We start from the raw sequence: 13,664 nt of genomic DNA, 5'->3' as shown, positions 1-13,664 counted from the left end.
GTGCACACGATCCCTGAACCAGAGCGGGAGGGGAGCCGGTAGGCGTCCACCATGAGGATCGCCCGCCCAAAACCCGAGGGCCGGCACCGATCCGGGTTGGATCGGTGCCGGCCCTCGCGAGGCTCAGCCGGAATCAGTGCCCGCTGCTGATGGCGTGCTTCTCGTCGCCACCGCCGCTGGCGGAGATCTCCTCGTGGTCGCCGTGGTGGTGGGCCTCGGCCAGCTCGGCCGGGGTCACCGGGGCGACCCGGTCCTCGAAGTAGAACTTGCTGATCTTCTCGCGCACCTTCTCCAGCGCACCGCCCGGACGGCGGACACCGGAGGAGTCCGTGGCCGAGAGGGCCTGGGCCGGCTCCGGGGAGTCGAAGCCGACGAGCAGCCAGCGGTCGTTGGCGGAGAGCGGGGCGTGCAGCTCGAACACCTCACCCTCCTCCGTACGGAAGACGCGGCCGGTCTCGCGACCGTGCAGCACCTTCTCGCGGTCCTTGCGCTGCAGACCCAGACAGATGCGCTTGGTGATCACGTAGGCCAGCGGCGGGAAGACGAACACGATGACCCGCAGCACGTGCGTGATGTCGTTGATCGACAGGTGCAGGTGCGTGGCGACGATGTCGTTACCACCACTGATCCACAGGAGCACGTACAGCGTGATCGCCATGACGCCGAGACCGGTACGGGTCGGCTGGTTCCGCGGGCGGTCGAGCAGGTGGTGCTCGCGCTTGTCACCGGTGACCCAGGCCTCGATCCACGGGTACAGCAACGCCGGCGTCACCATCAGACCCGGCAGCACCAGGGTCGGCAGGAAGATGTTCGGCGAGACCGTGTGACCCCAGACCGTGAACTCCACGAAGCCCGGCATGATGCGCACCGCGCCGTCGAGGAAGCCCATGTAGAAGTCGGGCTGGGCGCCGGCGCCGATCGGTGACGGGTCGTACGGACCGTAGACCCAGATGCCGTTGATGGTGAACAGGGCACCCATCAGGGCGGTGACGCCGAACACGATGAAGAAGAACCCGCCGGCCTTGGCCGTGTAGATCGGGAACAGCGGGAAGCCGACCACGTTGCTGTTCGTCTTGCCCGGGCCGGGGTACTGCGTGTGCTTGTGCACGACGACCAGGATCAGGTGGAACGTGATCAGGGCCAGCATGATGGCCGGGATCAGCAGCACGTGCAGCGTGTAGAAGCGCGGGATGAACGCCTCGCCGGGGAACCCGCCCCCGAAGAGGAAGAAGCTGACGTACGAGCCGACCACCGGGATACCCAGGACGATGCCCTGGGCGATGCGCAGGCCGTTACCGGAGAGCAGGTCGTCCGGCAGGGAGTAACCGAGGAAGCCCTCGATGACCGCCAGGATGGCCAGGATCATGCCGATGACCCAGTTGATCTCCCGCGGCTTGCGGAACGCGCCGGTGAAGAAGATCCGGAACATGTGCACGATCATCGAGACGACGAAGATCAGCGCCGCCCAGTGGTGGATCTGCCGCATGAGCAGACCGCCACGGACCTCGAACGAGAGGCGCATCGTCGAGTCGAACGCCTCGGAGACGGTCTGCCCGGCGAGCGTGGTGTAGGGCCCGTCGTAGGTGACCTCGGCTGCGCTGGGGATGAAGAAGAACGTCAGGAACGTTCCGCTCAGCAGCAGGATGACGAAGCTGTACAGCGCGATCTCACCCAGCATGAACGACCAGTGGTCGGGGAAGACCTTGCGTGAGAAGCCCTTGACCACACCCGAGGCGCCGAGGCGCTCGTCGAGCCAGTTTCCGGTCGTGGCTCCGACCTTGTTGATAGCACTGTCGCTCATGAGCGCTCCCAGTAGCTCGGGCCGGTCGGCTCGCTGAAGGGTGCCGCGGCGACCAAGTATCCCTCGTCATCCACCGTGATCGCGAGCTGGGGAAGGGCGCGCTTGGCCGGTCCGAAGATGACCTTGCAGTTCTGCGTGAGGTCGAAAGTTGACTGGTGGCACGGGCAAAGCAGGTGATGCGTGCGCTGCTCGTACAGGGCCACAGGACAACCCATATGGGTGCAGATCTTCGAGTAGGCCACGATCCCGCCGTGCGCACCCGGGAGCGACTCCGGCGCCAGCAGGTCCTCTTCCAGACGGATCAGGAGAACCGCCGCCTTGGCCTTCTCGTTCAGCGGGTGCTCGGACTCCTCGATGCCTTCGGGGAGCACGTGGGCGACCGAGCCGAGGACCATGTCGGAGGCCTTGATCGGGCCACCCTCCGGGTCCAGCATGAGCCGGTCGCCGGCCTTCCAGAAGGTGGTGGCCAGATACTTGCCCGGCAGCGGGCCGGTGTCACGGAACAGGATCAGGCCGGGCAGCGGGAACAGTGCCATGGCGCCGATCAGGGTGTTGCGGATCAGCGGACGGCGGGCGAACCCGCTCTCCTCGACACCGGTCGCCAGCATGTCGACGGCCTCGGCGCGGACCTCGTCCGAACCGCGCTGCAGGTGCCGGTAGTCGATGCGCTCCTCGTCGGGCATGAGGGTCTTGGCCCAGTGCACCGCGCCGACGCCGATACCGAGCAGCGAGACCGCCATACCGATACCGAGCAGCTTGTTCGACAGCTCGAGCCGGTTGAGGTAGTCGATGAAGCCCAGCTCGTGGTCCATCTTCACGGCGAAGTAGCCGACGATCATGACCAGCGTGCCGACCATCGACAGCACGAAGAGGAAGGCGACCTGACGCTCGGCGCGCTTGGCGGCCTTCGGGTCGGTGTCGGCCATCCGGTGCTGGTGCTCCGGGATACCCGGGTTCTCGAACCGGGCGGGAAGGTCACTCTCCTGGACAGCCACGCCGTCCCCACCGTGGTCCGGGTCGTTCGTACTCATCGTTCCACCCGTTTCGTTGCTCACGAGGACTTCGCCCCCAGCCAGACCGCGAAACCGATCAGCAGTGTCAGGCCGACGATCCAGGCGACGAGGCCCTCGGACACCGGGCCAAGCTTTCCGAGAGCCATGCCGCCGGGGTTCGGCGTCTCACGGATCGTCGCCAGGTACGCGATGACGTCCGTCTTCTCGTCGGGGCTGATGGTCGTGTCCGGGAAGACCGGCATGGACTGCGGGCCGGTGACCATGGCCTCGTAGATGTGCTTGTAACTGACCTCATCGAGGTTCGGGGCGAACTTGCCCCGGGTCAGCGCGCCACCAGCGCCGGCCGCGTTGTGGCACATGGCGCAGTTGGTGCGGAAGATCATGGCGCCCTTGGACGCGTCGCCCGCTTCGGGGTCGAGCACGTCGTCGGACGGGATGGAGGGACCGGCCCCGAGGCTGGCGACGTAGGCCGACAGCTGGGCGGTCTGCTCGTCGGAGAGGCGCACCGGGGCCTTCTGGGCCTGCGGGCCGCTCATGGCGAGCGGCATCCGGCCGGTGCCGACCTGGAAGTCGACGGAGGCCGCGCCGACACCGATCAGCGAGGGAGCCTGGTTACGGCCTTCCGCGTCGATGCCGTGGCAGGTCGAGCAGTTGGCCAGGAAGAGCTTCTTGCCCTGCTCGATGTCGTCGGCAGAGGCCGTGCTGGTCGACGCATCCGCCGTGCTGGGCATGACGGCGGCATAGCCCACGCCCGTCACGAGTAGACCGAGCAGCACGATCAGTGCTGTGGCCAACGGGTGCCGCCGCCGGGCAGCGAGTGCGCTCACGATGTGAAACTCCTACGTTCCGAGGTACGAACGGCTGTCATCGACGGAATCACTTGATGACGTAGATGACGAAGAAGAGACCGATCCAGACCACGTCGACGAAGTGCCAGTAGTACGACGTGACGATGGCGCTGGTGGCCTCGGCGTGGCCGAATCGTTTGGCCGCGAAACTGCGGCCGATGATCAAGAGGAAGGCGATGAGCCCACCGGTGACGTGGAGGCCATGGAAGCCGGTCGTCAGGTAGAAGACAGAGCCATAGCCAGAGCTACTGAGGGTCAGACCCTCGCTGATCAGTTCCGCGTACTCGTAGACCTGGCCGCAGATGAAGATGGCGCCCGCGACATAGGTCAGCAGGTACCACTCCTGCATGCCCCAGTTACGGAAGCCGTGCTCCCGCGTCCAGGGAGCCCACCAGGTGCCCAGGGCACGCGGCTGGAAGCGCTCGGCGGCGAACACACCCATCTGGCACCACACGGAACTCAGTACCAGGTTGATCGTGTTGGCCGTCGAGAACGGGATATTGAGCTTGAGCGGCTCTGTCGCCCACAGGTCGGGCTGGACGGCACGGATCGTGAAGTACATCGCGAAGAGACCCGCGAAGAACATCAGCTCACTGGAGAGCCAAACGATCGTGCCGACCTGAACCATGTTGGGTCGGTTGAGAGTCGCATGAACGTTCGGCCCAGCCGGGCCGTCTACTGCCGCTACGGATGCCACGGGCGTCATTATGGCCTCACGCCGATCCGGATGAAGGGCGGGGGGCCCTTGTGCGCCCCGAGCCGTGTCCTAACCGTGTCCTGATAGGGCTTCCCGCAGGTGATGCGGGGTTTCGCAAGTCCGGTGTTCCCTAATTTCCCGGCCCTGCGCGGAGAAGTGCCACCGGTCGCGAGGACCTGCTCGTCAAGGGACATCACGTCAGGCTTCTTCGGCGTTCTCGACGCATTCCTGTTGCCCCCATCACCGTTCGGTCGGCAAATTCCGCCGACCCGCCGAGCCGTTCGCCCGGCCTCCGCGTGATTTTCCCCGCTCCCGGCGTGTCGCCCGGCCGACGGCATCTTTCGGCAGGATTCAGGACCCCGCCCGGGACCAAGGTCACAGGACCACGACGGCCGGTGACGCACGGATCCTCCACTTCGGTACGATCGTCGGCGACAGGCAGGCACTCGCCCGAAGCCTCCCGGCGCAGGGCGGACCCACGGCCATCACTCCTGTCACAGCGACCTGGAGACGATCGATGACGACGACCCCGACCCGAACCGGCGCCGTGGCCACGACCGGCGACCACTCCGGTTCCGGCCACGACCACGTGGCAACCGCACCGGCCGGCGATCACGAGGACGCCCGGCTGACCGGGGGCGCCCCGGTCTCGGGCACCCGGCCGATCTCGCTGCTGCTCTACAGCGACGACGTCGACACCCGCACCAAGGTCCGGACAGCCATCGGCAAGCGCCTGGCCGCCGATCTGCCCCCGGTCGAGTGGACCGAGGTGGCCACCCCGGCCGCGGTGGTGTCCGCAGCCGACGCCGGTGGTTTCGACGTGCTGATCCTCGACGGCGAGGCCGTGCCCGCCGGTGGCATGGGAATGTGCCGTCAGCTCAAGGAAGAGATCTTCGAGTGCCCGCCGGTTCTGGTGCTGACCGGCCGTCCCCAGGACGCCTGGCTGGCCACCTGGTCGCGCGCCGACGCCGCCGTACCGCACCCGCTCGACCCCCGTGCCCTGGCCGAGGCCGTCTCGGTTCTCGCCCGTCGTCGTAGAGGCTGAAACCTTGTCGTCCCCCGCCATCGCCACCCCGTCGTGGCCCCTGCTCATCACCACGCTGATCTCCGGGCAGGACCTGTCCCGGCCGGACACCGAGTGGGCGATGGAACAGGTCATGACCGACCGTTCCAACCCGGTGCAGCTGGCTGCCTTCCTGGTCGCGCTGCGGGCCAAGGGCGAGACGGTGCAGGAGCTGGGCGGGCTGGTCGACGTGATGCTGCGTCACGCCGTCCGGATCGAGATCCCCGGCCCGGCGGTCGACATCGTCGGCACCGGCGGCGACATGCACAAGACCGTGAACATCTCGACCATGTCGGCGATCGTCGCGGCGGGTACCGGCATCCAGGTGATCAAGCACGGTAACCGCGCCGCGTCCTCGTCCTCGGGCGCCGCCGATGTGCTGGAGTCCCTCGGACTGCGTCTCGACCTGCCCAACGACCGGATCGTCCAGGTCGCGCAGGAGGTCGGCATCACCTTCCTGTTCGCGATGAAGTTTCACCCGGCACTGCGTTTCGCCGGCCCGACCCGGGCCGAGCTGAAGGTGCCGACCGCGTTCAACTTCCTCGGGCCCCTCACCAACCCCGCACAGCCCGGCGTCTCGGCGATCGGCTGCGCGAACCTGCGGATGGCCCCGATCATGGCCGGGGTGCTGGCCGAGCGGGGCGACCGCGCCCTGGTCTTCCGTGGGGAGGACGGCCTGGACGAACTGTCCACCACCGGTCCTTCACGGGTGTGGCAGGTGAGCCAGGGGTCCGTCACCGAGTCCTTGTTCGACCCGGCCGACCTGGGTCTGGCCCGCGCCACCCTCGACGACCTGCGTGGCGGCGACCCGCAGCACAATGCCCAGGTGGTACGTGACCTGCTGGCCGGCAAGACCGGTCCGGTGCGTGACGCGGTCCTCCTCAACGCCGGCGCGGCTCTGGCGGCCTCTGGGCCCGCTGACAGTGATCTGACCAAGCAGATCAGCGAGGGCGTGCAGAAGGCCGCCGAGTCGATCGACAGCGGCGCCGCAGCGGCGGTTCTGGAGCGCTGGGTGGCGGCCACCAACGCCTGAGCCCGGCATTCGAAGGCCCGGTCGCGCTGCGGCCGGGCCTTCGTGCTGGGAGGACGAGGGTCACGGCGAACGCTCGCGGGTCGGCGGGCGTAGGCGCCCCTCTTCCCTTCACCGCACTTCCCTGCACCCCCTGCACGACGAAGGGTCCGGTCCGCCTTCATCAGGCGGGCCGGACCCTTCGTCGTTGCTGGTGTGACTCAGGCCTTCCAGTCCGAGTACGACTCGTTCCAGACGGTGTAGCCGTTGCCCCACTCGAGCTTGCGGTCGCTGTTCTTGTAGATCACCACGTCGCCGACCTTGGAGCGGTCGAAGAGCCACTTGGCCGCGGCCGTGGTCATACCGGTGCAACCGTGACTGACGTTCGCGCTGCCCTGGGAGCTGCTCGACCACGGGGCGGCGTGGATGAACTCGCCGCTGTAGGTGAGACGCATGGCGTACTTCGCGACCAGGTCGTAGCCGTCCGGGTCGTCCTCGTCGATACCGATCGTGGACGACCGCATGCGGTGCGAGGTCTCCCGGCTCATGACGACCTTGATGCCGTTGCGAGTAGCCATGTCAGCCTTGCCGGTGGTGACCGGGATGGTGCGGAGGACCTTGCCGTTCTTGCGCACGGTCATCGTGTGACCGGACACGTCGACGGTGCTGATCATCGCATCGCCGATGGTGAACGCGGACTTGGCCTTCTGCTTCTTGCCCCAGACGCCGTCCTGCACCTCGACACCGGTCAGGTCGGCCGTGACCTTCACGTCGGTACCGGGCTCCCAGTAGTCCTTCGGGCGCCACCAGACCTGCGTGGCGCTCATCCACTGCCAGGCGCCCTCGACCTTGTCGTCCCCGGTGTCAACCTTCAGCGCGTCCACCACACCGTCGCGCTTGCTCTGGCTCACCGACTTGGACAGCTCGACGACGACCGGCATTCCGACGCCGACCTTCCAGCCGTTGCCCGGCACCACGTAGGCCGTGACCTGACCGTTCGGGACCAGCGTGGAGAACGACGAGGTCTTCTCCGCGTCGACCCCGTCGGCGTTCGCCGCGGTGACGGCGACCGTGTAGCCCATGGCCGCCTTCAGAGCGGTCTTGCTGGTCCACTCCGTCTTGTCTTCGCTTAGCGTTCCCTTGAGCTTCTTGCCGGTAGCCGTGGCGACGTTGACCTCGGAAATGGTGCCCTGGGCGACCGAGACCTTGACCTTCTTCGCGGTCTTGACCTTCTTGTTGCCGTCGTCCGGCGTGATCGTGATTTCCGCCGGTGCGGCCGCGGCCTTGGTTTCGGACTCACCCGAACCGCCTGAACCGGAGGCCCCGGAATCGCCCGACTGGCATCCTGCCAGGGCGATCATGGTCGCCATCGCTACCGCGACCACCATCGACCTTCGGGATCGGCCCCGACCGATGGCACGACTGATCACTTCGCTACCTACCTGACTCAAGAGGCTCCGACTGCACGTGCAACGTTGATATAGACGCGTCGAACCGCGTATCGGTTGCAATGCTGCGCTAAAGGAAGTCTATCGGTACCTCATGAGAACCACCTGAATCACTACGGAATCGTCAAGCATTCCTAGGAAACAGACACGTTCGGTCTATACATCATGACGCTTCGGTCAACTCCTGCACCGCAAAACGGCCGACGCCCACGGTCAGGAAGACCGTGGGCGCCGGAACGCGGAGGAGAGCGGCGTCAGTGCGCGTGCTCGCCCCGGTAGAACTCGTAGACCCATCCGACCAGGGCGAGGCCCATCAGGACGGCACCGATGGCGATCAGCCAGAAACCGATCGCCGCACCGGCGAACACGATCGCGGCGCTGGCCGAGATCGCCAGCGGCCACCACGAGTGCGGTGCGAATTCACCGAGCTCACCGGCACCCTCGGCGATCTCACCGTAGGCGTTGTCTTCCGGACGGGCATCGATGTGCCGGGCCGTGTAGGCCAGGTACGCGCCGATCATGATCGACAGCCCCGCCGTGAGGAACAGGCAGGCCACGCCGACCGGCTCGTCCCAACCGGTCACCAGGCCGTAGGCGATGGCGAAGGCCAGGAAGAGCGGCGTACCGCCGATGAAAATCCCGCTTTCGATCTTCACTTCTGCACCCCCTGGTTCCCGGCGTTGTTGCCGGGCTCGTCGTCACCGTTCAGTCCCGGGCCCCGCTCGTGCACATCACCCTCGCCGTAGACCTTCGCGAGCATGCCCTTGTTCGGCGTGGGGTGATCGGCAGCCGCGATCTCGGGGTGGTGCAGGTCGAACGCGGGACGCTCGGACCGGATCCGCGGCAGCGAGTTGAAGTTGTGCCGCGGCGGCGGGCAGGACGTCGCCCACTCCAGCGTGCCGGCGTAGCCCCACGGGTCGTCGACCGTGATCATCGGGGCGCTCTTCCAGGTCTTGTAGATGTTCCACGCGAACGGGACCACCGACAGCGCCAGGACGACCGAGCCGATCGTGGAGATCTGGTTGTAGAGCTCGAAGCCGTCTTCCGGCAGGTAGTCCGCGTACCGGCGGGGCATGCCCTCGACACCCAGCCAGTGCTGGATCAGGAAGGTGGTGTGGAAGCCGATGAACGTCAGCCAGAAGTGCACCTGGCCCAGACGGTCGTCGAGCATCCGGCCGGTGAGCTTGGGCCACCAGAAGTAGAACCCGGCGTACATCGCGAACACCACGGTGCCGAACACCACGTAGTGGAAGTGCGCCACCACGAAGTACGAGTCCGACAGCGGGAAGTCCAGCGGCGGCGAGGACAGGATGACACCGGTCAGGCCACCGAAGAGGAAGGTCACGAGGAAGCCGATGGCGAAGACCATCGGGGTCTCGAACGTGATCGACCCACCCCACATGGTGCCGATCCAGTTGAAGAACTTCACACCGGTGGGCACCGCGATGAGCATCGTCATGAAGGCGAAGAACGGCAGAGCCACCTGGCCCGTGACGTACATGTGGTGGGCCCACACCGACACCGACAGGGCGGCGATGGTGATCGTCGCGAAGACCAGGGTCTTGTAACCGAAGATCGGCTTACGGCTGAAGACCGGCAGGATCTCGCTGATGATGCCGAAGAACGGCAGGGCGATGATGTAGACCTCGGGGTGCCCGAAGAACCAGAACAGGTGCTGCCACAGGATGGCGCCACCGTTCTCCGGTTCGAAGACCTGGGCCCCGAAGCGCCGGTCGGCACCCAGCGCCAGCAGCGCGGCGGCCAGCGGCGGGAAGGCCATGATCACCAGGATCGAGGTGATCAGCACGTTCCAGGTGAACAGACCCATCCGGAACATCGTCATGCCCGGTGCCCGCATGCAGATGATGGTGGTGATGAAGTTGACCGCACCCAGGATGGTGCCCAGACCGCTCATCGCCAGACCGAAGACCCACAGGTCACCGCCCAGACCGGGCGAGTAGACCGCGTTGGACAGCGGGGCGTAGGCGAACCAGCCGAACGAGGCCGCGCCCTGCGGGGTGAGGAAGCCGGAGACCGCGATCAGGCTGCCGAACAGGTAGAGCCAGTACGACAGCATGTTCAGACGCGGGAACGCGACGTCCGGGGCACCGATCTGCAGCGGCATGATCGCGTTGGCGAAGCCGGCGAACAGCGGTGTCGCGAACATCAGCAGCATCACCGTGCCGTGCATGGTGAAGAGCTGGTTGTACTGGTCCTTGCTGCTGACGACCTGCAGACCGGGCTCGAAGAGCTCCAGGCGGATCAGCACGGCCATCAGGCCGCCCAGTAGGAAGAACAGGAACGACGTGATCAGGTACAGGTTCCCGATCACCTTGTGGTCGGTACTCGTCAGCCACTTGACCGCGCTGCGGCCCGCGGTGAGCGGCACCGGCCGGGCGACGTAGCTTCCCTCGACTGCGTCTGCGTTGAAGGCTGCGGTCATTACTTCACCTCTGCCGTCGTCTTCGTGGCCGGCAGCGCACTGCTGTTGCCGGCTTCTTCTGCGTTCGAGTCCGACGGCGCCATCTCGCTGCGGTTCAGGTCTTCACCGAGCTGCCCGGTGTTGCCCTGGGCCTCGAGCTCGGCCATGTGCCGGTCGTAGTCGGCCTGGCTCACGACCTTGACGTTGAACAGCATCTCGGAGTGGTACTCACCGCACAGCTCCGCGCACTTGCCCTTGAACGTGCCCGTGCGCTGCGGGCGCACCTGGAACTTGTTCTGGACGCCCGGAACGGTGTCCATCTTCATGAGGAACGCCGGCACCCAGAAGGAGTGGATGACATCACGAGCGGTCAGGTCGAACTGGACCAGCTGGTTGACCGGCAGGTAGAGCGTGGGCAGTTCCGCCTCGGCCCCTTCGTTGCCGTCCAGCTGACCCATGACACCGGTCTCGTAGACGTCGGAGTCCTTGTAGTTGAAGTCCCACGACCACTGCTTGCCCACGACGCCGATCGTGACGTCAGGCTTGGCATCGGTGGAGATGAGGTCCGACTGGACGCTCGCGGTGTGGCCGAACAGCACCGCCACCATCATCACCGGGATGATCGTGTACATCACCTCCAGCGGGAGGTGGTAACGGATCTGAGCCGGGAACCCGGTCTCGTCCTTACGGCGCCGGTAGACGATCATGCACCAGATCGTCAGGCCCCAGACGATGACGCCCACGATCAGGGCGGCGATCCAGGACCCGACCCACAGGTCCATGATCTTGGTGGTCTGGTTGGTCGTGCCCTTGGTGCTGGGCAGCCAGCCCCTCTGCACCTGATCGGTGCAGCCGGACAAAGTCAGTAGAGCAGCGCCGGTCAAACCCACGGCAACTGCACGGGCGCGCCGACGCGCCATGCCGAACCCCTCGTGCGAACGCAACGGCGGCCTTCCCACGGTCTCGTCCCGGTGCTGGATCAATACCTGCGCACCGAGTGCTTTTGCTGAATGTTTCATGCTCCCGATTTCTCGTTCGTGAGCAGGGTAGCGGGTGCCCCGAGGCGTGCCCGCGATGGGTCGGGTTGGTTATCGGCGTGGCGCACCAGAGACGAGAGACACTGCCGGGATGACTTCCGGCCCTCCTGCACGCGCTGCCTCCTCGCCCGGCCATCCTCACCCGTCCGGAGCAAAAACGCAGCGGGCCTACCTGGACGCCTCGACGGTTGCGCCCCTGGACCCGGCCGGACGGGACGCCTGGCTGGCAGCGATGGACGAGGGCTGGGCCGACCCGCGACGCCTGCACCGGGAGGGACGCACGGCGCGGCTGCTGCTGGAGGGGGCGCGGGAGTCGATCGCCGCCGACCTGGGCGCCCGCACCGAGGAGCTGGTCTTCACCGGCTCCCACACCGAGGCCGTGCACGCGGCCGTGCTCGGCACGTTGCGCGCCCGGCGGCGGGTGGGCACGCGCGTGGTGCTCTCCGCCGTGGAGCACTCCGCCGTCCTGCAGGCCACCCGCTTCGGGGGTGAGGCACTTCTCATCGATGTCTCGGAGCTCGGGCGTGTCGATGTTTCACGCTTCACGGACGAGGTGGGCGGCGAGAGCGTGGCCCTCGCCTGTCTGCAGAGCGCGAATGCCGAAGTGGGCACCCGGCAACCGGTGACCGAGGTCGCCGAGGCGACCCAGGCGTCCTCCATTCCCCTTCTGGTGGACGCCGCGGCGACCGCCGGGCACGCCGCCGTACCGCAGGGCTGGGACCTGCTGACCGCAGACCCCCGGTCGTGGGGCGCGCCGGCCGGGCTGGGGGTGCTGGCGGTCGGGGCCAACACCCGGTGGGTGTCTCCCTCCCCCGCCGACGACGGCACCGAGCGGGTACCCGGCTCGGTCTCGGTACCGGTCGCCCTGGCCGCGGCGGTCGCCCTGCGCACCGTCACGGCCGGCCGCGCGGAGTCGGACCGGTTGCGGCGCAGTCTCACCGACCGGATCCGGGCGGTGGCGGCGACGATCCCCGACACCCAGGTGGTGGGCGACCCGGAGCGGCGACTGCCCCATCTGGTCACCTTCTCGTGTCTCTACGTGGACGGGGAGGCGATCGTCGACGACCTGGACCGGCACGGGTTCGCGGTCGGGTCGGGCTCGGCCTGCACCGCCTCGACCCTGGAACCCAGTCACGTGCTGGCGGCGATGGGGGTGCTCACCCATGGCAACATCCGGGTCGGGCTCCCGGTGGGCGTCACCCCGGAGGCCGTCGATAGGTTCTGCGCCGTTCTGCCCGGCGCGGTCGCACGGGTGCGGGCGATGCTGGGCGCCGAGGGTCTGTAGGTTTCCCATGGTGGACGCAGATGAGCTCGGTTCCGAGGTGGACGCCAGAGGGCTGCAGTGTCCCCTGCCGATCATCCGGCTGGCCGCCGCGGCACGCCTGGCCGTACCGGGCAGCGTGGTGACCGTGCTCAGTACCGATCCGGCCGCCGAGCCCGACATCGCGGCCTGGTGCCGCATGCGGAACGCGGAACTGGTGGCCCAGGAATGGACGGCCGACGACACCGGCGACTTCCTGCGCAGCCGGGTGCGAGTGGGTTAGAGCCGGTCGAACGCGGCGGGCCGGGGAAGGCGCAGGGCCTGCTCGAGGCGTTCCCGGTAGTCGTGCCGCGGGATCTCCACGACCCCGAGGCCGGCCAGGTGATCGGTGCGCCACTGCACGTCCAGCAGACGGCGCTCGTCACCGTCCTCGAAGAGCATCCCGACCAGGGCGACCAGGGCGACCTTGGACGCGTCCGTCTCCCGGTGGAACATCGACTCCCCGGCGAACAGTCCCCCGCTGGCGACCCCGTACAGGCCACCGGCCAGCCGGCCGTCGCGCCAGCACTCCACCGAGTGCGCCCAGCCCAGGTCGTGCAGGCGGCGGTAGGCCTCGGCGATGCGCGGCGTGATCCAGCGACCGGGCCGGCGCACGTCGGCGCACCCGGCCACCACCTCGTCGAAGGCCGTGTCCACCCGGATCTCGAAGGTCTTCACCGCCTTGCGCAGCGACCGGCTGACCTTCAGCCCGGCCAGCGGCAGCACACCCCGCGGGTCGGGCGACCACCAGCCCAGTGGACCCCGGCCGTGCCGGCCCAGGCCCATCGGGAACACCGCGGAGCGGTACCCGGCCAGCAGAGTCCCCGGCTCCAGGTCGGCGCCGACACCGATCAGGTCTTCCCCGGGCACCGCCACCGACAGGTCGAAGGCGTATCTGCTCGGCACCGGTTCCACGGGCTGCGCGGTCATCTCAGCAGGACTCCCGAGGCTCCCGAAGAACGGTTCGTCACGTCGCGGCTGGTTCAGCCCGTGTTCCTCCTCGTCGGCCCGGTGATGTGTCACGGG

At 67.4% G+C, this 13,664-nt stretch carries 13 protein-coding genes; 4 read left to right on the top strand and 9 right to left on the bottom strand.

The window, feature by feature from the left end; genetic code table 11:
• Nucleotides 1-133 precede the first annotated feature (133 nt).
• From qcrB to ctaE, 4 genes are read right to left on the bottom strand one after another with little or no spacing between them, the layout of a single operon-like run.
• Nucleotides 134-1,801, bottom strand: coding sequence for a cytochrome bc1 complex cytochrome b subunit (gene qcrB / locus QSK05_RS30365; protein WP_285600815.1), 1,668 nt, complete (start codon nt 1,799-1,801; stop codon nt 134-136).
• Nucleotides 1,798-2,832, bottom strand: coding sequence for a cytochrome bc1 complex Rieske iron-sulfur subunit (qcrA, locus tag QSK05_RS30360; protein ID WP_285600814.1), 1,035 nt, complete (start codon nt 2,830-2,832; stop codon nt 1,798-1,800). The genes qcrB and qcrA overlap by 4 nt, the downstream gene beginning before the upstream one ends.
• A gap of 20 nt (nt 2,833-2,852) precedes the next feature.
• Nucleotides 2,853-3,641, bottom strand: coding sequence for a cytochrome bc1 complex diheme cytochrome c subunit (qcrC, locus tag QSK05_RS30355; protein ID WP_285600813.1), 789 nt, complete (start codon nt 3,639-3,641; stop codon nt 2,853-2,855).
• Nucleotides 3,642-3,690: 49 nt separating this feature from the next.
• Nucleotides 3,691-4,368 (bottom strand): aa3-type cytochrome oxidase subunit III, encoded by a 678-nt coding sequence (gene ctaE / locus QSK05_RS30350; RefSeq protein ID WP_502879835.1) that lies wholly within the window; start codon nt 4,366-4,368, stop codon nt 3,691-3,693.
• Between the two features lie 619 nt (nt 4,369-4,987).
• Here ctaE and QSK05_RS30345 point away from each other — a divergent pair.
• Together QSK05_RS30345 and trpD are read left to right on the top strand one after the other, a co-directional pair.
• Nucleotides 4,988-5,404 carry a response regulator transcription factor gene (locus QSK05_RS30345; protein WP_352303195.1) on the top strand — a complete coding sequence of 139 codons (417 nt, stop codon included), beginning with the start codon at nt 4,988-4,990 and terminating at the stop codon, nt 5,402-5,404.
• A 4-nt stretch (nt 5,405-5,408) separates the two neighbouring features.
• Nucleotides 5,409-6,455: an anthranilate phosphoribosyltransferase gene (gene trpD / locus QSK05_RS30340; protein ID WP_285600807.1), complete on the top strand. Its 1,047-nt coding sequence runs from the start codon at nt 5,409-5,411 to the stop codon at nt 6,453-6,455.
• A 197-nt stretch (nt 6,456-6,652) separates the two neighbouring features.
• Here the strand turns inward: trpD and QSK05_RS30335 are convergent, their stop codons facing one another.
• The 4 genes from QSK05_RS30335 to ctaC all read right to left on the bottom strand — a co-directional run bounded on the left by QSK05_RS30335 (nt 6,653) and on the right by ctaC (nt 11,320).
• Nucleotides 6,653-7,819, bottom strand: a complete 1,167-nt coding sequence (locus QSK05_RS30335) for a L,D-transpeptidase (RefSeq protein ID WP_285600806.1) — start codon at nt 7,817-7,819, stop codon at nt 6,653-6,655.
• A 314-nt stretch (nt 7,820-8,133) separates the two neighbouring features.
• Nucleotides 8,134-8,535, bottom strand: coding sequence for a cytochrome c oxidase subunit 4 (locus QSK05_RS30330; RefSeq protein ID WP_285600805.1), 402 nt, complete (start codon nt 8,533-8,535; stop codon nt 8,134-8,136).
• Nucleotides 8,532-10,322: an aa3-type cytochrome oxidase subunit I gene (ctaD, locus tag QSK05_RS30325; RefSeq protein ID WP_285600803.1), complete on the bottom strand. Its 1,791-nt coding sequence runs from the start codon at nt 10,320-10,322 to the stop codon at nt 8,532-8,534. The genes QSK05_RS30330 and ctaD overlap by 4 nt, the downstream gene beginning before the upstream one ends.
• On the bottom strand, nt 10,322-11,320 hold the full coding sequence (gene ctaC / locus QSK05_RS30320; protein ID WP_285600801.1) for an aa3-type cytochrome oxidase subunit II: 999 nt from the start codon (nt 11,318-11,320) through the stop codon (nt 10,322-10,324). Before ctaC ends, ctaD begins: the two co-directional genes overlap by 1 nt.
• 109 nt (nt 11,321-11,429) lie before the next feature.
• Between ctaC and QSK05_RS30315 the strand changes: the two genes are divergently transcribed.
• Nucleotides 11,430-12,623, top strand: coding sequence for a cysteine desulfurase family protein (locus tag QSK05_RS30315; RefSeq protein ID WP_285600800.1), 1,194 nt, complete (start codon nt 11,430-11,432; stop codon nt 12,621-12,623).
• A gap of 7 nt (nt 12,624-12,630) precedes the next feature.
• Nucleotides 12,631-12,882 (top strand): sulfurtransferase TusA family protein, encoded by a 252-nt coding sequence (locus QSK05_RS30310; protein WP_285600799.1) that lies wholly within the window; start codon nt 12,631-12,633, stop codon nt 12,880-12,882.
• On the opposite strand, the gene aat is transcribed toward QSK05_RS30310, so the two are convergent.
• Nucleotides 12,879-13,568: a leucyl/phenylalanyl-tRNA--protein transferase gene (gene aat, locus QSK05_RS30305; protein ID WP_285600798.1), complete on the bottom strand. Its 690-nt coding sequence runs from the start codon at nt 13,566-13,568 to the stop codon at nt 12,879-12,881. The genes QSK05_RS30310 and aat overlap by 4 nt on opposite strands.
• Between the last annotated feature and the right edge of the window lie 96 nt (nt 13,569-13,664).

Source organism: Kineosporia sp. NBRC 101731 (genome assembly GCF_030269305.1).
In the GTDB taxonomy this organism is placed as follows: Bacteria; Actinomycetota; Actinomycetes; order Actinomycetales; family Kineosporiaceae; genus Kineosporia.
The sequence above is the reverse complement of the archived record's forward strand: the minus strand, read 5'-3'. Positions and strand labels throughout refer to the sequence as shown.

Coding starts and splice junctions, on each gene's coding strand:
- qcrB (WP_285600815.1), bottom strand. CDS start 1,801: ATGAGCGACAGTGCTATCAACAAGGTCGGAGCCACGACCGGAAACTGG.
- QSK05_RS30315 (WP_285600800.1), top strand. CDS start 11,430: ATGACTTCCGGCCCTCCTGCACGCGCTGCCTCCTCGCCCGGCCATCCT.
- QSK05_RS30310 (WP_285600799.1), top strand. CDS start 12,631: ATGGTGGACGCAGATGAGCTCGGTTCCGAGGTGGACGCCAGAGGGCTG.
- aat (WP_285600798.1), bottom strand. CDS start 13,568: ATGACCGCGCAGCCCGTGGAACCGGTGCCGAGCAGATACGCCTTCGAC.
- qcrA (WP_285600814.1), bottom strand. CDS start 2,832: ATGAGTACGAACGACCCGGACCACGGTGGGGACGGCGTGGCTGTCCAG.
- QSK05_RS30335 (WP_285600806.1), bottom strand. CDS start 7,819: ATGGTGGTCGCGGTAGCGATGGCGACCATGATCGCCCTGGCAGGATGC.
- ctaD (WP_285600803.1), bottom strand. CDS start 10,322: ATGACCGCAGCCTTCAACGCAGACGCAGTCGAGGGAAGCTACGTCGCC.
- ctaE (WP_502879835.1), bottom strand. CDS start 4,368: ATGACGCCCGTGGCATCCGTAGCGGCAGTAGACGGCCCGGCTGGGCCG.
- ctaC (WP_285600801.1), bottom strand. CDS start 11,320: ATGAAACATTCAGCAAAAGCACTCGGTGCGCAGGTATTGATCCAGCAC.